The organism is Phaeobacter sp. 11ANDIMAR09, from assembly GCF_001294455.1.
Taxonomy (GTDB): domain Bacteria; phylum Pseudomonadota; class Alphaproteobacteria; order Rhodobacterales; family Rhodobacteraceae; genus Pseudophaeobacter.
Genome location: NZ_LIKT01000005.1, coordinates 69,776 through 88,984, shown reverse-complemented (window position 1 = coordinate 88,984; position 19,209 = coordinate 69,776). Strand labels below are relative to the sequence as shown.

The window sequence follows — 19,209 nt, the reverse complement described above, 5'->3', positions numbered from 1 at the left end:
TGCCCATTTTCTGTCAATTCATTTGCCGGTGTGCGGGCCCGGTATCAGACGTCGCTCAGCTCTTTGGCATGCAGCCAATCGGCGTGTTTGGGCGCTTTTTTGGTCTTGGACCATTCTTCCAGCATCTCCCATTTCACCGCGTCCAGCTTCTCTAGCAGCGCCTCTTCCTTTGGATCGGGGCAGGCCAGCTCGACCCGGTGACCGTTGGGATCAAAGAAGTAGATCGAGTGGAAGATCGAATGATCGGTCACACCCAGCACCTCGACGCCATTGGCTTCCAGGTGGTCTTTGAATTCGATCAGCGTCTCACGGTCTTTCACCTTGAAGGCAATGTGCTGCACCCAGATGGGGGTGTTGGGATCACGGCCCATTTCCGGCTTGGTGGGCAGCTCAAAAAACGCCAACACGTTGCCATTGCCTGCATCCATAAAGATGTGCATGTAGGGGTCGGGCTCATGGGTCGATGGGACGTGATCCTCGGCAATCGCCAGGACAAAATCCATCTTGAGCATCTGGTTGTACCACTCGACGGTCTGTTTGGCGTCTTTGCAGCGATAGGCGACGTGGTGGATTTGTTCGATCTTCATGCGGATGTCTCCTCAGTCTTGAGCGCGGCCGCAGCCAGCGCCTGTTTCAGGATCGCGCGGTCTCCAATGTGGTTCGCCAGCACCAGCACCAGACGCGCGTTGAGCGCCTGGCTGTCCTCGTCAGAGAGGCCTTCGTGGGTGGCAATCAGTTCGGCGTAAAAGTCGTCAACGCCATTGATGTTTGCGGTCAGGATCAGATCAGACATGCTCGGTTACTCCTTGCCGGTTGCGCGGCGGATGGCAGCGCGGACCTGGGTCTCGTCAAAGGTTTCACGGCGCGCAGCCACGTGCTGATCTGGGCGGATCAGATAGATGCCTGAGGCGGCCTCGCCGAGATAGCGCTCTTTCAGGAGCATGGAATGATCATCCTTGGTCGAGAGAGCGAGGCGCTTGACGGTGACGCCATCTTCCTCGACTTCCTCGGGGGCGTCTGCGTCAATCGTCAGCAGGATGAAATCATTGCCCAGTTTGGAGAGCAGGAATTCATCGCCCAGCGGCACATCGGGGCAGGGGGAGCCCGGCCGGGTGCGGGCGGGGCCGTCCAGCGCATCGGCGGAGTTCAGCGGCGAGCCATCATAGGTGCAGGGCACTGAAAGGCGACCCGAGTTCACCATCGGACGGGCAAACTCATAGTGTTCGGACAGGGCCAGAACCGAATCCCGCAGAAGGGTCGACATCTTTGATTTTGGCGTGATGAAATCAGTCGAACGGGTGGAATTCAGGATGTTCTCATCGGCACCATGGATGCGCTCGTAATTGTAGCTGTCTAGCAGGCTGTCGGGGGCCTTTCCGGCCATCACCAGCCCCAGCTTCCAGCCCAGGTTGTCCACATCCTGGATGCCCGAGTTGGCACCGCGAGCGCCAAAGGGGGAAACCTGATGCGCAGCATCGCCAGCAAAGAAGACGCGACCATGGCGGAAGCTCTCCATGCGTTTGCACTGGAAGGTATAGATCGAGGACCAGACCATGTCATATTCGACGCCCTTCAGAAAAGCATCAAGACGACGGCGGATGTTTTCCTCTTTCATCTCTTCCTTGCGGTCCACATCCCAGCCGATCTGGAAGTCGACACGCCAGACATCGTCAGGCTGGCGGTGCAACAACATGGAGGCGCCTTCACCATGCGAGGGTTCAAACCAGAACCAGCGCTCAGTCGGGAAATCGACATCGCCCTTCATCTTGATATCGGCAATCAGGAAGCTGTCCTGGAAAACCTTGCCGGTGAAATCATAGCCCAGCATCTCGCGCAGCGGCGAGGAGGCACCATCACAGCCCACCAGCCAGTCGGCTTCCAGCTTGTATGCGCCATCTGGGGTCGAGATCGTCAACACAACGTGGTCGTCTTTTACCTCGACATTGTCGATGCGGTTCTTGCCGCGGATCTCGATGGGGGCACCCTGGGCCTGCAGCTCTTCAAAGCGGTCCAGCTGGAAGCTCTCGTAATAGGGCTGCTGCATGTTGATAAAGGCGGGGTACTTGTGGCCCTCTTCGGGCAGTAGGTTGAACTCAAAGACCTGATCGTCCTTGTGAAAGACCTTGCCGACATTCCAGACAACACCCTTGTCCAACATCGGCTCGCCGCAGCCATAGCGGTCAGCAACCTCAAGGCAGCGCTTGGCAAAACAAATGGCGCGCGACCCCATGCCGACACCTTCGTGGTCATCCAGCACAAGAGTCGGAATGCCCTGCAACCCCAGGTCCAGCGCGGTGGCAATGCCAATTGGGCCGCCGCCCATCACCACGACGGGGTGGCGCACTGGGGTGCTGGTGTCCTGATCGGGGGATTTCTTGTAGGGGTAGCGTTTGTAAGCGAGCGTGTAGCGATCGTCAAACATGGGGTCATCTCCTCCTGATTTCGGGCGCAGGTATCGAAACCACTGCCTCGAGTAGCGCCAATGCAGTCCAATTAAGTGTGTTCTGGCCCCTGTGCGCCTTGTTCTAGATCAGCACACAGGGGGATCAGAGGCAGTTAGCCTTGCAGGGCGGCCCACATCTCCAGATCGCGCTCGGCGGTCCAGATGCGCGGATGGGCAATGCCACGGGCCTCGTCATAGGCGCGGGCGACGTTGAAGGGCAGGCAGTGCTCGTAGATGGCATAGTCCGCAAACTTGGGGTCGCATTCGGCGCGCACCGCATCCCAGGCTTCTTTCAGCGAACCACCACGTGCAGCCACACGGGCGGCGGGCAGATAGGTGCTCTGCACAAAGTCACGGGTGCTCTCGATGGCGCGGTTCACCGCTTCTTTGCCCACCAGGGCACCACCACGACCCGGCGCAATCGCGTCCACGTCATAGGCTTTGATGTTGTCCAGGGTATTACCCCAATCGGCAAAATGCCCATCGCCACAATAGCAGGCCGAGTGATCTTCGACGATATCGCCAGTAAACATGACGTTCTGATCCGGCACATGGATCACCGCGTCCCCAGCCGTATGGGCGCGACCGATCTGCTTGATGTTCACCCGGCGTTTGCCCAGGAACACGGTCATTTCATCGCTGAAAGTGGTGGTCGGCATGGTCAGGCCGGGAATGCTCTCATGGCCCTCAAATAGGCGCGGGAAACGCTGAAATTCGCTGTCCCAGTCTTCCTGGCCACGTTCCAGCACCATGTTATAGGCGGCGTTTGACATGATCACCTGCTGCGCGTTGAAGGCCGAGGCCCCAAGAACACGCACGGCATGGTAGTGGGTCAGCACCACATGGGTGATCGGCTTATCCGTGACGGAACGCACGCATTCGATCACCTTGTTGGCCAGACGCGGTGTCGCCTGGGCCTCAACGATCATCACAGAATCATCACCGATGATCACACCAGAGTTGGGATCGCCTTCAGCTGTAAAGGCATACAGCCCCTCACCGATCTCATCAAAGGTGATTTTCTTTTCGCTCATGTCCCCTTGGGACGCAAATGCCTTGGCCATGTCTCTATCCTTTTGTCGGGTCGAAGGGGGCAGCGCCCCCTTGATAATCAGTGTCTGTTGCTTACTTTGCGGGCCAGGTTTTGGCGGGCAGGATCTTGCCCACACAATCGCCAAAGCCGATGGTGAAACCATCTCCGCGCGCATTGCCGCGCAGCGTCAGGGTATCGCCATCCTCAATGAAGCCACGGCTCTCGCCAGTATCGAGCGTAAAGGGCTCACGTCCGGCCCAGCTCAGCTCCATCAGGGAGCCATATTCAGAGCGCTCCGCCCCGGAAATGGTGCCCGAGCCCAAAAGATCCCCGGTGTTCATCTCACAGCCGCCAATGGCGTGGTGGCACAGCTGCTCAGCCGCAGAATAATACATCCGGTTGTAGTTGGTCTTGGAGACTGAGGTGGCCGCAGGCGCCCCTTCAGGCTGCATCAGAACTTCCAACTCGATGTCATACAATCCGTCCTTGCTGCCATCCAGATAGGGCAGCAGTTCTTTTTCACGCGCAGGGGTTGGCGCCCGAAAGCTTTCCAGCGCCGCAGCGGTCACGATCCAGGGAGAGATTGAGGTGCCAAAGGCCTTGCCCTGAAACGGCCCCAGGGGCTGATATTCCCAGCCCTGGATGTCGCGGGCCGACCAGTCATTCAGCAGCACATAGCCAAAGATCATGGCATCGGCTTCATCCACGGTGATCGGCTGGCCAAACTCGGACCCGGTGCCGACAATTGCGCCCATCTCCAGCTCGATATCCAGACGTTTTGTCGGACCAAAGGATGGCATCTCAGCATCCGGCGCCTTGGTCTGCCCATTGGGGCGATGGATCTCGGTGCCCGAGACCACAACCGAAGAGGCGCGGCCATTATAACCGATCGGTATATGCAGCCAGTTGGCTGGCAGATCCGGCGAGCCACGCAGGATTGCGCCCATGTTTTTAGCGTGCTGCATGCCGGCATAGAAGTCGGTGTATTCTGCCACGGCCATTGGCATGTGCAACTCGGCATTCGCCTGGGCAACCAACAGGGGCTCTACCTTGGCCTGCTCAGCAGCACCTTCAGCCAGCAACGCTGTCAAACGGGCGCGCAGGGCGGCCCAAACTGCAGGGCCCTCTTCCATCATTTCGTTCCAAAACGGCACTTCAAACAGCGGGTAATCCGCCAGCTGCAAAAGGCCTGCTTCTTCAGCGGCCTGACAGTCCAGGATCATATCGCCAATCGCCACACCACAGCGCGGATCGCTGTCGTCGGTGGAGAAAACCCCATAGGGCAGGTTGTTCAGCGGAAAAGGATGTGCGGCGTCATTGGCCGAAGCAACCCAGGATTTCAGAAGCGGCATAGTGCCTCCAATCATGCGAGGCACTTGCGGCCTCATTATCATCTTTCCGGAAAATATTCCGGGGGTGAATGGGCCATTTGAGGCCCAGAGGGGGCAGCGCCCCCGTCTTATCTCTTTGTTATTTCATACCAGGTGTGCCGTCGAACTTCTTCTCGATGTCACTCCAGCAATCGATATAGTCATCCTGCAGCGGCGCCTCCTTGGCGGCAAATTCGGTCAGGTGCTGCGGGAACCGGGTCTCGAACATGAAGGACATGGTGTTTTCCAACTTCTCCGGCCCGAGGTTCGAATTCGATGCCCCCTCAAAGGCATTCTTGTCGGGTCCATGCGGGATCATCATATTGTGCAGTGACATGCCACCAGGCACAAACCCCTTTGGCTTGGCATCATATTGCCCATAGATATTGCCCATCATCTCGGACATGATGTTCTTGTGATACCAGGGCGGGCGGAAGGTGTTTTCTGCCACCATCCAACGATCACGAAACAGCACAAAGTCGATATTGGCGGTGCCCGGCACGCCGGAGGGCGCCGTGAGCACGGTAAAGATCGAAGGATCCGGGTGGTCAAACAGGATGGCCCCAACCGGACAATAGGTCTTTAGGTCATATTTGTAGGGCGCGTAATTGCCGTGCCAGGCCACAACATCCAGCGGCGACTGATCAATCTTGGTCTCATGGAACTGTCCACACCATTTGACGGTCACGGTTGAGGGCACTTCGCGATCCTCATAGGCCGCCACGGGGGCCTTGAAGTCGCGCGGATTGGCCATGCAATTGGCGCCGATGGGGCCACGGCCCGGCAACTCAAACTTTTGACCGTAGTTTTCGCAGACGAAGCCACGGGCGGGACCTTCCAGAACCTCAACCCGGTAGACAAGGCCACGGGGGATAATGGCAATCTCCTGTGGCTCCAGATCAATGATACCCAGCTCGGTAGCAAAGCGTAGGCGGCCTTCCTGTGGCACCACCAGCAGTTCCGAATCAGCCGAGAAGAAATAGGCGTCCTGCATGCTCTCTGTCACCAGATAGACATGGCTGGCCATACCCACCTGAGTATTCACATCGCCCGCGGTGGTCATGGTCTTCATGCCGGTGAGCCAGGTCAGAGCGGCGCCATCATGAGCTACCGGATCCCAGCGATACTGGCCGAGGCTGGCGACATCTGGATCGACGTGGGGCGCGGATTTCCAATAGGGCAGGTCGATCTTGGTATAGCGATGCGAATGTTTTACGCTGGGGCGGATGCGGTAGCACCAGGTACGTTCGGGGGGATCGGCGGTAAAGGCGGTGCCGGAGAGCTGCTCGCCGTAAAGACCGTAGTTACATTTCTGCGGGCTATTCATGCCCTGCGGCATGGCCCCTGGCAGCACCTCGGATTCAAAGTCATTGCCAAAGCCGGGCATATAGCCTTCGTGCGGGCCGGCAAGAGAGGGGGCCTGGATCATTTCCTGTGGATCAGCAGCTTTGTTCATATCGCGCGCTCCTTTTCTGCTTGCGGAATTAATAGTTGATTTTGTAACTAACAAGGAAAAGGAGAGCCCCATGACTGAAAAAGATGATTTTTCGCTGCAGGATTTTTTGCCCTTTTTATTGAACCGCGCAGCCGAGGATTCCTCGCTGGAGTTTCAGGCCCATTACAAGAATCGCTATGGTATGCTGCGCAACGAGTGGCGGGTGCTGTTTCATTTGGGGATCTTTGGCCAGATGACAGCCAAAGATATTGGCGATCGGGCCAAGATCCACAAAACCAAAATCAGCCGAGCTGTGGCCAAATTGGCGGAACGCCGATTCGTTTCGCGCAGCCGTGATGAAAAGGACCGGCGTTCAGAACATTTGCGGCTTACCCCGGCCGGCGAAGCCGCCTATCGTGATCTGCGAAGCCAGGCGCAGAGCTATGATGCGCAGATTGTAGAGCGCTTTACGCCGGAAGAAGTGGCGATGCTGCGCCGAATGCTGCGACAGCTGGCAGGAATAGAAGAGCCCGCATCTAGGTGACTGGACCAGGGCTGAGAAAGGTGCCCAGGGTCGGGGCAGGAAAGGCAGGGCAGAGATGGAATGCATGGACGCAAGAGCGGCGGCGCTGGTTCCCTGGCTTATTGACAAAGGGCTGCGCAGCACTGGGCGTCAGGATCTGCTCAACACCTTCTGTGAAAAGCTGGTTGAAATGGGGGTGCCGCTTTGGCGGTTTCATCTGGCGCAACGGGCCTTTCATCCCAAATTTGGTGGCATCGGCTACAACTGGACACGCTCTGACGGCATCAGTCACGAGCATTACGAGCGCCGTGAAACCCCGCGGGAGGCCTGGCTCAGAAGTCCATTTTACCAGATGCTCGAGCAGGGGTTAGACCGCCTACAGCTGGATCTTACTGGGAACGAGCCGCTGCGGTTTCCGCTGCTGGAAGAGCTGAGAGAGCGTGGAGCCACAGAGTATTTTGCGCTGACGCTGCGCTTTACCGATGATGATTCTGCTGTTGACCCCAATGCCCCCTCCGAGGGAGTTCTGACCTCCTGGACCTCGGATAGCCCGACAGGGTTCTCGGCCGAAGATCGCGCCCTCATTCAGTCGCTCTATCCGATTTTGGGCCTGGCGCTTAAATCCATGTCGAACCGGCAGATGGCCAGTGATCTGCTGCAAACCTACCTGGGGCGAGACCCCGGACAGCGGGTGCTATCTGGAGAATTCCAGCGCGGTTCGTCGACCGAGATTGACGCGGTGATTGGCCTGTTTGACCTCAAGGGCTTTACCAGCCTCGCCGGAGATCTGCCGGGGCAAGAGCTGATCGAGATGCTGAACGACTACTTTGGCATCGCCGTGGCCGCCACCCAGGACCATGGCGGCAATATCCTTAAATTCCTTGGCGATGGCATGTTGGTGATGTTCAATCTGGGCAGTATCGAAAGGGACGCCCAAGCGGCCCTTGCAGCTGCGGCTGAGCTTTGCCGCAACATCGGATTGCGCAACGAAGAGCGCCGGGCTCAGGGGCTGCCCGTCACCGATTGGACATTGGCCCTGCATGCGGGGCCGATCCTCTATGGCAATATCGGGGCTGAGAACCGGCTGGATTTCACCGTGATCGGCCCGGCGGTGAACCAGACAGCGCGGATTGCCGGGATGCATCGGTCAGTTGGGCAGAACCTGATCTTCTCCCAGATCGTGCAACAGGCCATCGTGGGGGATGCGCATGACATCGTGTCCTTGGGGCGCTACATGCTGCGCGGCGTGGCTGAGCCGCTTGAGCTTTACACTGTCTATCGGCCCCATGGAATGTCGCCAGATCTCACCCCTTATGCCGAGGATTAGAGCCTAAAACCCCATGGGATTTGATCCGCGAGGCTGGGGCTAGATGTCGATTTCGACGCCAGGAAGGTTGAGCGCCTTCATCATGTCGCGCAGCTCCTGACGGGCGGCGATATTGGAGATGTTCAGCTGCTTGATGCCGATATCCTTGAGGTCCAGCAGGGTCAGTCCGCGGGGGAACAGTTCGCGGAAAATCACTCGCTCAGAGAAGCCGGGGGCGACACGAAAGCCAATGCGCTTGGACAGCATGTTGATGGCGCGTTCCATCTTTTCCTTGTTGACCATGCGCTGGGTGCCGACCCGGTTGCGGATCACTACCCAGTCGATGGGTTTCAGTCCCGCTTGGGCGCGCAGCTGGCGGGCGTTCCAGACCATCTCAGAATAGACTGAGGGGCCGGTGATTTTCTCGCCCTTCTGATCGGTATGGGCCAGCAGGTCAAAATCGACAAAACTGTCGTTCAGCGGCGTGATCAATGTGTCGGCCAGTGAATGCGCCACCTGGCTGAGGCGGGTATGTGAACCGGGACAGTCAATCAGGATGAAGTCATTGTCCGGCTCCAGGCTGGAGACGGCGGCAGACAGCCGGTGGTCATAGATGTTTTCACCGGGCTGCAGGCTGTCGGGATCAATTTCGGGCAGTTCATGCAGGTCGATCAGGGGCAGATCAAGTGCGGCCTTCCCCATGAACTCCTTGCGGTTTTCAATATAGCGCCCCAGCGAGCGCTGCCGCAGATCCAGATCCAGCACGGCGATCTTGTGGCCAAGCCGGGCCAGGGTTGTCGCCACATGGATCGAGACGGTGGATTTCCCTGCGCCGCCCTTTTCGTTGCCGACGACTATGATATGCGCCATCTTATGGTCCCTTTGGTTCGCTGCGCTGCTCGCGCCCTTCGTTGAGGCCGACTATAGAGACGGCGCGAATCAATGAAAAGCATGCAAATTGCCGGATTGGCCCAAGTTAGGCTCTGTATCAGTTGCATTTGACAGGCCCGCTGCTTGCCTGACGATCCCAAGCCCACAACAAAAAATGCCGCCCCCGAGGGAGCGGCATTTCGAAACCACAAGGGTGGGATGCTTAGAAGCCCAGGCCTTCGTATTTCTTTTTGAACTTGGAGACGCGGCCGCCGGCATCCATCAGACGGGTGTTACCACCGGTCCAGGCAGGGTGCACTGTGGGGTCGATGTCCAGCGCCATCTGGTCGCCTTCTTTGCCCCAGGTGGAGCGCATCTTCAGAACGGTGCCATCGGTCATTTTGACGTCGATGAAGTGATAATCGGGGTGAATATCCTTTTTCATGATACCGCTCCTTAGGCTTTTTTGGCTTTGTAGTTTGCATCTTCACGGATACGTGCGGACTTACCGCGCAGGGCGCGCAGGTAGTACAGCTTGGCGCGACGCACGCGGCCACGACGCACAACGGTGATGCTGTCGATATTGGTGGAATGCAGTGGGAACACACGTTCCACGCCTTCACCAAAAGAAATCTTGCGAACGGTGAAGGAACCCGAGATGCTCGAGCCGTTTTTACGGCTGATGCAGACGCCTTCGTAGTTCTGAACGCGCGAACGCGAACCTTCGGTTACTTTAAAGCCAACACGGATGGTGTCACCGGCTTTGAAGTCGGGGATGTCTTTCCCCAGGGCGGCAACTTGTTCCGCCTCCAGCTGTGCGATCAGGTCCATCTGATCTTCTCCTATTTTGCTCGTGGTTTTCCACGACGTATTTGCGCGTCCTCAGAGCTCTTGGTCTTCACCGGGTCCCGCATCTGCAGCCCGCCAGAGGTTAGGTCGTCTGTTCATTAAGCCGTTGGTTTGGCCCGCGCTGCGATGGCCGAAGAAGGCCGGGCAGGGGTCTGCGGTTCAATACCCAACACCTCGGAAACACAAAATGCGAATCCAAGTAGGCGGTCTGTAGGGGAAATGCGCGCCCGGATCAAGAGGCCTGGGCGCGCTGGAGCTCTTTGTTACTGCTTTTGCAGCAGGGCGCCAAAGAAATTGATGCCGGTCTCCAGGTTTTCGATCGATAGGCGCTCATTGGTGCCGTGAAAGCGCGCCAGATCCGAGCCTTCGATCTTGAAGGGATTGATGCGATAGGCGTTCTTGGCGGCTTTGCCATAGTGGCGCGCGTCTGTTGCGGCAATGGTCAGGCCGGGCACTGTGGCAAGGGGGCCAAAGGCATCCAGGATCGAGGTCTTGATATCGCCATAGCCTGCCGCCGTGGAGGAGGAAACTGGCGAAGCCGGGTTGGCCAGGCTTTCATCATAGCGAATTTCAATTTCCGGATCGTCGATGGTTTTGCGCACATGTTCCACGATATCGGCCACGGTATCGCGGGGGTGGATGCGGAAGTTGATCTTGGCTGAGGCTTCCGCTGCCAGCACATTTTCCTTGCTGGAGCCCGTCAGCATTGTCGGAGCCGTCGTGGTGCGTAGCATGGCATCCGTGGTCGGCGAGCTGGCCAGGATGGATTCCAGCAGCGGCTTGAACAGCCAGCGGTTGGCAAAGACCACCCGTTGACCAAAGGAGAAATGCCGACCCAGCGAGTCAAAGAACTCTTCGGACAGTCCGCTCAAACCGCCGGGCACCGGGGTGTCCTGCAGCCGGGCCACAGCCTTTGAGATCCGACCAACGGCCGTGACCCGAGGCGGCATTGACGAATGCCCACCGGTGGATTTGGCCACCAGTTCGAGCGTCACATAGCCCTTTTCCGACAGGTTGATACTGGCCACGGGCTGATCCAGCCCTGGGATGACCCGGTCCAGCACAAAGGAGCCTTCGTCCAGCATCCAGTCCAATTCGATGCCCAGTTTATTGAAATGCACGGCGACAGCCATGGCACCGAGGCCGCCGACCTCCTCATCGCCACCAAAGCTGAAATAGACGGTGCGTTTGGGGGTGAAACCATCGGCGATCATTTTCTCCGCCGCCGTTAGCATGGCAATGACAGCGCCCTTGTCATCCAGGGTGCCACGCCCCCAGACAAACTCCTCGTCGATGACGCCGGCAAAAGGCTCATGCTCCCAGAGATCATGCGAACCAGGAGCAATGGGCACAACGTCATAATGTCCGGCCAGCAAGATAGGGGCCAGACTTTCGTCGCTGCCTTTCCACATATAGAGCGGCGTTTGCCGCGCCAGCACTTCGCGGCTCATGGTGCTGTGGACCAGCGGGTAGGTCTCTTCCAGGAAAGTCAGGAAGGCGGCAAAATCTGGGTGCTCTAGATCGGTCGAAACGGTGCGGAATTTGACGGCCGCCGACAGATCTCTGGTGGCCTGTTCGATATCAGCGTTCAGATCATAGGGCGTGCCGGTGTCAGCCACGGGCTCTGGCGTGTAGCGCATTGTGTTGAACAGCAGCACGCAAACCAGCCCCACAACCAGCAACAGAAATCCCGCCAAAAGGCGTAGCAATACACGACCCATCAATTCTCTCCCCAGTCTGACCGGCCCTTTGAGGCATCTCAAGAGGGGCAGGCTCAGCCACTATGCAAAATGATTTTTCGCATGATGCATAGAAGACCGGGGACTGTCGTGGCTAACTCTGCGTCACTTCTTTTTGCGCTTTGGGCCTGGGGCCGGGCGGCTTGCCTCATAGGCTTGCCACAGATCAGGGCGGCGGGTCTTGGTGATTTCTTCCGCCATCTCCTGGCGCCACTCGGCCACCTTGCCATGGTGGCCCGACATCAGCACATCCGGAATCTTGCGCCCCTGCCATTCCGCTGGCCGGGTATATTGCGGATGTTCCAACAGGCCGGAGGAGAAGCTCTCTTCCTCGGTCGAGGCCTGGTTGCCCAGCACCCCGGGGATCAGTCGCACGGTGGCATCGATCAAGGCCTGGGCGGCCAGCTCCCCGCCGGTCATGACAAAATCTCCCAGGGAAACTTCCTGAATGTTGTAGTGCTCCAACACGCGTTCATCGACGCCTTCAAAACGACCACAAAGCAGCGTCATGCCATCACAGCGCGCCAGGTTCTGCATCATGGCCTGATCCATGCGCCGCCCGCGCGGTGTAAGATAGATCAGAGGCCAGTTGCCGCCACCTGGTGCGGTGGTGTTTTGCATGGCGTGATCAATGGCATTGCCCAGAACATCGGCGCGCAACACCATACCGGCCCCGCCCCCTGCGGGGGTGTCATCGACATTGCGGTGTTTGCCGACGCCAAATTCGCGCAGATCCACGGTTTCCAGCTGCCACAGTCCCTCCTGCAACGCTTTCCCTGTCAGGCTTTCGCCCAGAACGCCGGGGAAGGCGGTGGGGAAGAGCGTCAGGATCTGGGCCTTCCAGACGCCAGCCAGATCGGGCGTCGGCGTCATCAGCTCGCGCGGTTTCAGGGTCGGGCGGATGGCCTTACGGCCATGGGATTTGTTTGGTGTTGTCATGGCTCCCTTGTTTAGTTCAGATAGAATTACACGCAATACAAAGCTGTGGGGATTGGATGGAAATAGAGCCGGCTGCTGGCGGCACAGGTGAGCAGGCCCAGGCCCAGGCCAAGGCGCTGTGGCCGAAGATTGCAGCAGAACTGGACCTGCCCATCGCAGGTGCCCGGTTTCGCCCCCTGCAGGTCAACAGCCGCAGGCAAGACTGGCGCAGCGTTCTGCTGATCACGCTGCCGCAGGGCGATCGGTTTGTGCTGCGGGCTGATTTTGGCCAGAGCCCCTCGGCCCATTTTTCCGCAAATTTGGACCGGCACAGGGCGGCCGCCTCTGGTTTGCAGGCCCTGCCCGGCGTCTCAGCGCCTGCGATTCTGTGGCAGCATCTCGAACGCCCTATCTATCTGATGGCCTTTGCTCCAGGGGACACGGCGTTTCGCGCTCTGGAGGCCACCACTTTTGGGTTTGGCGACAGGGCCACGGTGCTGCGCCGGATTAGTGCGGCGGTTGCGGCCCTTCACCAGGTCTCTGGGGTTGGGGAGCGTCAATTCTGGCCCAAACCCTTTCTCGTGCGTGTTTCTGAGCGTGCGCAGGCGCTGCGGGACAGGCAAATTGCGCTGCCACGGCGCAATAAGTTCCTAGGGCTTTGTGCACTGTTGCACCGGCTGGCGCGTGCGGCGCGGGGGCAGAGTTTTGATGCTGCTGTCGAACACGGCGATCTGCATCTGCGCAATCTCCTGTTCAGCGACACAGAGGGCGCTGAGGCAGCAGAGATCTCCTTTATTGATTTCTCAAACCACAAAGGCATCTTTCCGCAGCGCGATCTGGCCACCCTGTGGTTGGCAAATTGCCCCGATCATCTGGCGCAAGAAGGACAAACGCCGGGCTATGGGCTGGTGGCGCGGGCGGATTGGGCGGCCTTTGAGCAGGGGTATGGCGCCGATCTGGTGAGCGACCCGGTGTTTCGCTTCTTCTTTGCCCTGCGGCTCTACAAGTCCTGGCTTTTGCTGGCGCAAAGATCGCATCCGCCCGATGCCAAGACAACGCAGCTGGCAGAGCGCTATGCGCAGGTTTTTGAGGCCCTGTTGGCTGAAGAGTAAGCAGGGGGAAATCTGGAAGAGATGGGAGCGGGCGCTTGCGGCCTAAAACAGCCCCTCTGGCGGATCTGCAATGATGCGACCCTGATCCAGATCGACCGTGGGCACCGCTGCCAGGGTAAAAGGCAGAAAAACCGTCCCTTTGAGAGTGTCGCCCTGCAGTTCCAACAAATCGCTGGCACCGTGGTTTTGCACCGATTTCACCGTGCCAAGCAGCGCGCCGCCGGTGTCAAACACCTCGAGCCCGACCAGATCCGTATAGTAGTATTCATCATCCGGCAGCTTTGGCAGCCGATCGCGCGGTGCAAAGAGGCGCAAGCCTTTGACCGCATCGGCCTGTTCCTTGGTCTCTACCCCACCCAGACGGGCACAGAACCCGCCTTTGATGGCCCGTGACAGGGTCAGTGTGTAGCTCTGGCTGCCGTCTTCGGTAGTGAGCGGCGAATAGGTCGCAATTTCTTCGGGATTTGCGCAAAAACTTTTGAGGCGCACCTCGCCGCGCACGCCATAAGACCCCGCGATAGCACCGAGACAAATCAGATCACTCATGGTTTCACTCTCCGACGCAGAACCCGGCGCGTGCCCATTGGCCGCCCGCAGCTGCGCATTCTTCCTTTTGGTGGCTGCGCTCAAACAGAATGCCCGAGATAAAGGCGATTCCGGTAAAAAAGACAAGGCGGATCAGACGTCCCATATTGGCTCAGCGGGTCTCGACGGGCAGGGTGGCGCGCCGGTTTTCCCAGCCTTCGCGCTCCAGCTCGGGGCTGTCAAACAGCTCTTCGGGGTGGCCAATGCAGAAATAGCCAATGAGCTGCCAGCCCTTGGGGGTGTTCAGATCACGATTCAACTGCTCTGGATCAAGCACCGAAACCCAGCCCAACCCGAGGCCTTCGGCCCGCAGTGCCAGCCAGAACAGGGTGATGGCGGTGACCACCGAATAGCGCCGCATTTCCGGCATGGTCGCAGCGCCCAAGCCGTGCCCCTGGGTGGTTTCATCGTCGCAATAGATCGCCAACTGCACCGGGGCATCGCGCATGCCGGAGAGTTTCAGCCCGGCATAGAGCTCGGCTTTTTCTCCTGAGTACCCGGCCAGGGCCTCGGCATTTGCCTGTTCAAAATTCTTTAGGGCGGCGCTGCGGGCGTGATCGCTTTGGATGCGCAGGAGCCGCCAGGGTTCGCTGAGCCCCACCGAGGGGGCCAGCTGAATGGCAGCGAGGCAGCGCGTGAGCACTGCCTCGTCAACCGGATCGCTGCGAAAGCGCCGGACATCCCGGCGCATCCGCATCAATTGGTCGAGCTGAGCGCGGAACACCTTGGGAAAGCTCCCATCCGAGGCTTCTGCCTCGTGCCCCTCAAGGGGCAGGTCCCGCGCGCTCATGCTCTTATTCCGCGTCTGCGTCAGCAGCTTTGGCAGCCTTGGCGGCTTTCTCTTCGGCGCGCTCCTGGGCTTTCTTGCCTGGGGTGCCCTTTTTGGGGTTGTTGCGCTCGGTCTTCTCACGGACGCCAGCAGCTTCCAGCATACGGGCGATACGGTCGGTGACCTGAGCACCCTGGTCGAGCCAGTACTGAACGCGCTCCATATCCATTTTTACGCGCTCTTCGCTGTCTTTAGGCAGCAGAGGGTTATAGGTGCCGAGCTTTTCAACAAAACGGCCGTCACGTGGCATGCGGCTGTCAGCAGCCACGATGCGGTAGAAGGGGCGTTTTTTCGAGCCGCCACGGGCCAAGCGAAGTTTAATAGCCATGGGTCAAGTCTCCTTTGATGGCGTTTACAGGGATTGCCCTGTTATTCCTGGTGTTTCTTGTGGTGTCTGATGACTTCCTGAATGATGAAATTCAGGAAAGCCTTGGCAAAATCGGGGTCCAGGTTGGCCCGTTTTGCCAAATCTTCGAGCCGCGCGATCTGCTTGGCCTCTCGGGTGGGGTCCGAGGGCGGCAGGTCATGTTCAGCTTTCAGCTGACCAACGGCCTGTGTGTGTTTGAACCGCTCGCCCAGCGTATAGACAAGGATGGCGTCCAGCCGGTCGATACTTTCGCGATGTCCCATAAGGATCTCGGCGGCGCGGGCTGCATCGTCCTGATCGGGCGCGGAGGTGTTGGTTGTATCAGTCAAGAGCCCATCCTTTTGGTTTGAACAGCGGGTCAGCATAGTGGCTGATTTCCATCTCGATCCCATGGGCGATCTGGCTGCCCTTCAGCGCCTCTGGGCTGGGATGGCGATAGACCGCGTCATTGCCGTCGATGGTGGTGGCATCGTGATCTTTCACCGCGCCCAAGCGTTCCGCTAAGCGGATCGAATCCAGGTTCTTGGGGTCGAGATAGCTCACAGCCGTCTCCCAGCGCATGGTTTCGTAGAAATAGGCGCGGGCGGCATTGGTGGCTTCCAACGCATAGCCATGGCCTGCTGCATCGGGCCAGATGATCCAGGCGATTTCCCGTTCGGGCCAGCCCGCAGGCATCCAGCCGCCGGCCATGCCATAGGTCTCATCTGTCGCCTTGTCGTGGATCATCCACATGCCAAAGCCGTGGATCTGCCAATGGCCGATTTCGGCGGCATAGAGCATCCAGGCCTCGTAGGCATTCAATGGCCCGCCCATGAAACGTGCGCGATAAGAGGAAAAGGTCGCCTCAAAATCCGGGTAATCCTCGGCCTCGGGGCCGCGCAGCACCAGACGTTTGGTCTCAATCACGGGTATGCTATGGGTCATGCGGCTTCCTCCGCCTTTGGGTGGCGCCAGATTTCACAAGGGGTGCCGCGCAGGTCGCCCAACTCTTCCAGTGTGGCGCCAAGCCGTTGCGCCAGCGCGCGGGAGCGGGCGTTGGTGGGGCGGATATAGCTGATGACGCCATTATGCCCCTGATGTAGCGCAGCATAGCGACGGGCCGCTCTGGCCGCCTCAGCGGCGATGCCCTTGCCCTCGGCCTGCTCAAACAGAGCCCAGCCCAGCTCTGGTTCCTGCCAACCCGGGGCAAAGATAATGCCGGTCCAGCCAACAAAGGCTTTGTTGGCCTTGTCGGTGATATGCCACAGGCCATAGCCATTCAGGGACCAATGCCCCAGACGGGCCACAAGCGAGTCCCAGGCACCGGCCGCGTCGCGCGGACCGCCAACCGTGTGGCTGCGCTCAGTGGTGAAGAAATCCGCCAGGGGTTTCAGATCCGTGCTATGTGGTGCGCGCAGAATCAGGCGATCGGTTTCGATCACCGGGATGGGCAGGGGCATTGCGGTCATGCGTAGCCCTCCATGCCGCCAGATGCGAGGTCATCGGGGCTCATATGCCGCCAGATTTCCAGGGTGCCCATGCGGACATGGGTAAAATCACCATCGCGGCTTGCCCCCATGCGTTGCGCAACGGCGCGCGAGGCGTGATTGCTCGGATCAACCAGACTGATCGCGGTTTTCCAGCCCAGAGTCTCATAGGCATATGTGCGCGCAGCAGTGGCGGCCTCTGTGGCGTAGCCCTTGCCGCCAAAACCCTCGAACAGGTCCCAACCGATTTCCGGCTCGGGCCAGCCTTCGGGATTCCACAAGCCAATGATACCCCCAGCTTTGCCGGTTTCTTTTTCGACCAAAGTCCAGCGGCCATAGCCCAGCATCTGCCAGTGGCCGATTTCCAGCGCCAGATGACGCCAGACCTGTTCCGGCTCCATCTGCCCACCGACGAACTCAGCCCGCTTCGAGGCATAGAAGGCGCAGAGCGGCTCGAAATCGCTCAACTCTGGCATACGCATCACCAGGCGTTGGGTTTCTATGGTGGGAACCTGGATCATGTTACTTCTTTTTGCCAAAGCCAGAGAGACCGCCGGGCAGACCCATTCCACCCATGCCACCCAGACCGGGCAATCCGCCGGGCATGCCCTTGCCGCCACCCATGGCCTTGGCCGCGGCTTCCAGCGCCTTGGGGTCCATCTGGCTGGGGTCCATACCTGCCATATCGCCCATGCCGCCGCCTTTGCCCAGCATGCCCTTCATGGCTTGCTTCAGCATCTTGCCTTTGCCCATCTTGCCCATCTTCTTCATCATGTCCGACATCTGTCGGTGCATTTTCAAAAGCTTGTTGAGATCGGAAACCTGCTGGCCAGAGCCCGCAGCAATACGTTTCTTGCGGCTCGCTTGTAGCAGCGCAGGGTTGGCGCGTTCTTTTTTGGTCATCGACTGGATCATGGCGATCTGGCGTTTGATCACCTTGTCATCCATGCCGGCGTCCTGCACCTGCTTGGCCATCTTGCCCATGCCGGGCATCATCGACATCATGCCCTCCATGCCGCCCATCTGCTGCATCTGTTCCAGCTGCATCTTCAGGTCATTCATATTGAAATGACCCTTCATCATGCGCTTCATCATGCGCTCGGCCTGTTCGGCCTCGATGGTTTCCTGGGCCTTTTCAACCAGGGCAACGATGTCGCCCATGCCGAGGATACGACCTGCGACCCGTTCGGGTTCGAAGGTCTCGATGGCGTCCATCTTTTCGCCCAAGCCCACAAAGCGGATCGGCTTGCCGGTGACGGCGCGCATCGACAGCGCCGCACCGCCGCGTCCGTCGCCATCCATCCGGGTCAGAACCACGCCGGAAATGCCGATCTTGGCGTCGAATTCCTCGGCCACTTCGACCGCAACCTGACCGGTCAGGCCATCGACGACCAGAAGGGTCTCACGCGGTGAGACCACATCGCGGACGTCCTCGACTTCCTGCATCAGGACTTCGTCGATCTGCAACCGGCCAGCGGTGTCGAGCATATAGACGTCATAGCCGCCCAAGGCCGCCTGCTGTTTGGCGCGCTTGGCGATATCGACGGGTTTCTGGCCTGCCACGATCGGCAGGGTGTCTACGCCAATCTGGGTGCCCAGTACCGCCAGCTGATCCATCGCCGCTGGACGGTAGACATCAAGCGAGGCCATCAGCACCCGCTTGCCCTCTTTGTCCTTCAGGCGTTTTGCCAACTTACCGGTGGTGGTGGTCTTACCAGAGCCTTGCAGACCCACCATCAGGATGGGCGCGGGCGGGCTGTCCACCTTGAGCGTGCCGAGATCTTCTTCGCCGCGCAGTACATCCACTAGGGCATCGTGCACGATTTTCACGACCTGCTGGCCGGGCGTCACCGATTTGGTCACCGACTGGCCGGTGGCCTGTTCCTGAACCTTTTTGACAAAATCTCGCGCCACCGGCAGCGAGACATCGGCCTCAAGCAGGGCAACACGCACTTCGCGCAGGGCGGTTTTGACGTCTTCCTCGGACAGGGCGCCCTGTTTGGTCAGCCGGTCAAAGACCCCGGAAAGCCGTTCGGATAGATTTTCAAACATGCTTACGGCCTCCTTCGCCGGTTCCAAAATCAGACAGCCCCAATGTAGTGAGCGGGCTGCCCATGCACAATTGCCCGCTCAGTCCAGATGTCAGTCGTGGGGGCAAGCCAAACGGCTTTGCCCCCACGGGCGTAACACGCTGGTGGAGGGCGATCCCCGACAGGTCAGGGACCGGAAGACTCGAAGATGCTTCCGGATATCGGCCTGTCGTTACGCCGATTGGCTTCTTGAGTCAACGCCATATGGCGCGGCTGAGCCATTGCCCCGCATTCTGACGGGTTTTTGGGGCCTTTGATGGGCGGGGCAGGTGGC

The 19,209-nt window shown here is 59.1% G+C and carries 23 protein-coding genes; 3 read left to right on the top strand and 20 right to left on the bottom strand.

The window, feature by feature from the left end:
- Positions 1–44: 44 nt before the first annotated feature.
- From AN476_RS05950 to hmgA, 6 genes are all read right to left on the bottom strand, one after another.
- Positions 45–587, bottom strand: a complete 543-nt coding sequence (locus tag AN476_RS05950; RefSeq protein WP_054460068.1) for a VOC family protein — start codon at positions 585–587, stop codon at positions 45–47.
- Positions 584–793 carry a DUF2783 domain-containing protein gene (locus AN476_RS05945; protein ID WP_054460067.1) on the bottom strand — a complete coding sequence of 70 codons (210 nt, stop codon included), beginning with the start codon at positions 791–793 and terminating at the stop codon, positions 584–586. Before AN476_RS05945 ends, AN476_RS05950 begins: the two co-directional genes overlap by 4 nt.
- A 6-nt stretch (positions 794–799) precedes the next feature.
- Positions 800–2,422, bottom strand: a complete 1,623-nt coding sequence (locus tag AN476_RS05940; protein WP_054460066.1) for an FAD-dependent oxidoreductase — start codon at positions 2,420–2,422, stop codon at positions 800–802.
- Between the two features lie 134 nt (positions 2,423–2,556).
- Positions 2,557–3,507: an MBL fold metallo-hydrolase gene (locus tag AN476_RS05935; protein ID WP_009809788.1), complete on the bottom strand. Its 951-nt coding sequence runs from the start codon at positions 3,505–3,507 to the stop codon at positions 2,557–2,559.
- 61 nt (positions 3,508–3,568) lie between these two features.
- Complete coding sequence (gene fahA, locus AN476_RS05930; RefSeq protein ID WP_054460065.1) at positions 3,569–4,828, bottom strand: fumarylacetoacetase; 1,260 nt, start codon at positions 4,826–4,828, stop codon at positions 3,569–3,571.
- A gap of 118 nt (positions 4,829–4,946) precedes the next feature.
- Positions 4,947–6,302: a homogentisate 1,2-dioxygenase gene (gene hmgA, locus AN476_RS05925; RefSeq protein WP_054460064.1), complete on the bottom strand. Its 1,356-nt coding sequence runs from the start codon at positions 6,300–6,302 to the stop codon at positions 4,947–4,949.
- A gap of 70 nt (positions 6,303–6,372) precedes the next feature.
- Between hmgA and AN476_RS05920 the strand changes: the two genes are divergently transcribed.
- Both AN476_RS05920 and AN476_RS05915 read left to right on the top strand, forming a co-directional pair.
- Positions 6,373–6,825 (top strand): MarR family winged helix-turn-helix transcriptional regulator, encoded by a 453-nt coding sequence (locus tag AN476_RS05920; protein WP_054460063.1) that lies wholly within the window; start codon positions 6,373–6,375, stop codon positions 6,823–6,825.
- A gap of 55 nt (positions 6,826–6,880) precedes the next feature.
- Positions 6,881–8,131: an adenylate/guanylate cyclase domain-containing protein gene (locus AN476_RS05915; protein ID WP_054460062.1), complete on the top strand. Its 1,251-nt coding sequence runs from the start codon at positions 6,881–6,883 to the stop codon at positions 8,129–8,131.
- Positions 8,132–8,170: 39 nt separating this feature from the next.
- On the opposite strand, the gene AN476_RS05910 is transcribed toward AN476_RS05915, so the two are convergent.
- The 5 genes from AN476_RS05910 to trmD all read right to left on the bottom strand — a co-directional run bounded on the left by AN476_RS05910 (position 8,171) and on the right by trmD (position 12,507).
- Positions 8,171–8,980, bottom strand: a complete 810-nt coding sequence (locus AN476_RS05910; protein ID WP_054460061.1) for a division plane positioning ATPase MipZ — start codon at positions 8,978–8,980, stop codon at positions 8,171–8,173.
- Between the two features lie 223 nt (positions 8,981–9,203).
- Positions 9,204–9,425 carry a 50S ribosomal protein L31 gene (gene rpmE, locus AN476_RS05905; protein WP_009810716.1) on the bottom strand — a complete coding sequence of 74 codons (222 nt, stop codon included), beginning with the start codon at positions 9,423–9,425 and terminating at the stop codon, positions 9,204–9,206.
- Between the two features lie 11 nt (positions 9,426–9,436).
- Positions 9,437–9,811: a 50S ribosomal protein L19 gene (gene rplS / locus AN476_RS05900; RefSeq protein WP_054460060.1), complete on the bottom strand. Its 375-nt coding sequence runs from the start codon at positions 9,809–9,811 to the stop codon at positions 9,437–9,439.
- Positions 9,812–10,092: 281 nt separating this feature from the next.
- Positions 10,093–11,550 carry a M20 family peptidase gene (locus AN476_RS05895; RefSeq protein WP_054460059.1) on the bottom strand — a complete coding sequence of 486 codons (1,458 nt, stop codon included), beginning with the start codon at positions 11,548–11,550 and terminating at the stop codon, positions 10,093–10,095.
- A 123-nt stretch (positions 11,551–11,673) separates the two neighbouring features.
- Positions 11,674–12,507, bottom strand: a complete 834-nt coding sequence (gene trmD, locus AN476_RS05890) for a tRNA (guanosine(37)-N1)-methyltransferase TrmD (RefSeq protein WP_054460058.1) — start codon at positions 12,505–12,507, stop codon at positions 11,674–11,676.
- A 56-nt stretch (positions 12,508–12,563) separates the two neighbouring features.
- Here trmD and AN476_RS05885 point away from each other — a divergent pair, with 56 nt between their 5' ends.
- Positions 12,564–13,598, top strand: coding sequence for a phosphotransferase (locus AN476_RS05885; RefSeq protein ID WP_054460057.1), 1,035 nt, complete (start codon positions 12,564–12,566; stop codon positions 13,596–13,598).
- Positions 13,599–13,640: 42 nt separating this feature from the next.
- Here the strand turns inward: AN476_RS05885 and rimM are convergent, their stop codons facing one another.
- Genes rimM through ffh form a run of 9 tightly spaced genes read right to left on the bottom strand, consistent with a single transcriptional unit; the run spans position 13,641 to position 18,897 of the window.
- A complete protein-coding gene (gene rimM / locus AN476_RS05880) occupies positions 13,641–14,144 on the bottom strand; it encodes a ribosome maturation factor RimM (RefSeq protein ID WP_054460056.1) in 504 nt (167 codons plus the stop codon).
- 4 nt (positions 14,145–14,148) lie between these two features.
- Complete coding sequence (locus tag AN476_RS23055; protein WP_172684799.1) at positions 14,149–14,289, bottom strand: hypothetical protein; 141 nt, start codon at positions 14,287–14,289, stop codon at positions 14,149–14,151.
- 6 nt (positions 14,290–14,295) lie between these two features.
- A complete protein-coding gene (gene bluB / locus AN476_RS05875) occupies positions 14,296–14,973 on the bottom strand; it encodes a 5,6-dimethylbenzimidazole synthase (RefSeq protein WP_054460055.1) in 678 nt (225 codons plus the stop codon).
- A 4-nt stretch (positions 14,974–14,977) separates the two neighbouring features.
- Positions 14,978–15,340, bottom strand: coding sequence for a 30S ribosomal protein S16 (gene rpsP / locus AN476_RS05870; protein ID WP_054460054.1), 363 nt, complete (start codon positions 15,338–15,340; stop codon positions 14,978–14,980).
- A 41-nt stretch (positions 15,341–15,381) separates the two neighbouring features.
- Positions 15,382–15,708: a chorismate mutase gene (locus AN476_RS05865; protein ID WP_054460195.1), complete on the bottom strand. Its 327-nt coding sequence runs from the start codon at positions 15,706–15,708 to the stop codon at positions 15,382–15,384.
- Positions 15,701–16,303, bottom strand: coding sequence for a GNAT family N-acetyltransferase (locus tag AN476_RS05860; protein ID WP_054460053.1), 603 nt, complete (start codon positions 16,301–16,303; stop codon positions 15,701–15,703). The genes AN476_RS05865 and AN476_RS05860 overlap by 8 nt, the downstream gene beginning before the upstream one ends.
- Entirely contained in the window at positions 16,300–16,827 is a 528-nt protein-coding gene (locus AN476_RS05855; protein ID WP_054460052.1) for a GNAT family N-acetyltransferase, read from the bottom strand. Before AN476_RS05855 ends, AN476_RS05860 begins: the two co-directional genes overlap by 4 nt.
- Positions 16,824–17,366 carry a GNAT family N-acetyltransferase gene (locus AN476_RS05850; RefSeq protein WP_054460051.1) on the bottom strand — a complete coding sequence of 181 codons (543 nt, stop codon included), beginning with the start codon at positions 17,364–17,366 and terminating at the stop codon, positions 16,824–16,826. Before AN476_RS05850 ends, AN476_RS05855 begins: the two co-directional genes overlap by 4 nt.
- Position 17,367: 1 nt before the next feature.
- The gene (gene ffh, locus AN476_RS05845) at positions 17,368–18,897 is read right to left on the bottom strand and encodes a signal recognition particle protein (protein WP_054460050.1); all 1,530 of its coding nucleotides are present in this window, start codon (positions 18,895–18,897) and stop codon (positions 17,368–17,370) included.
- Positions 18,898–19,209 lie beyond the last annotated feature (312 nt).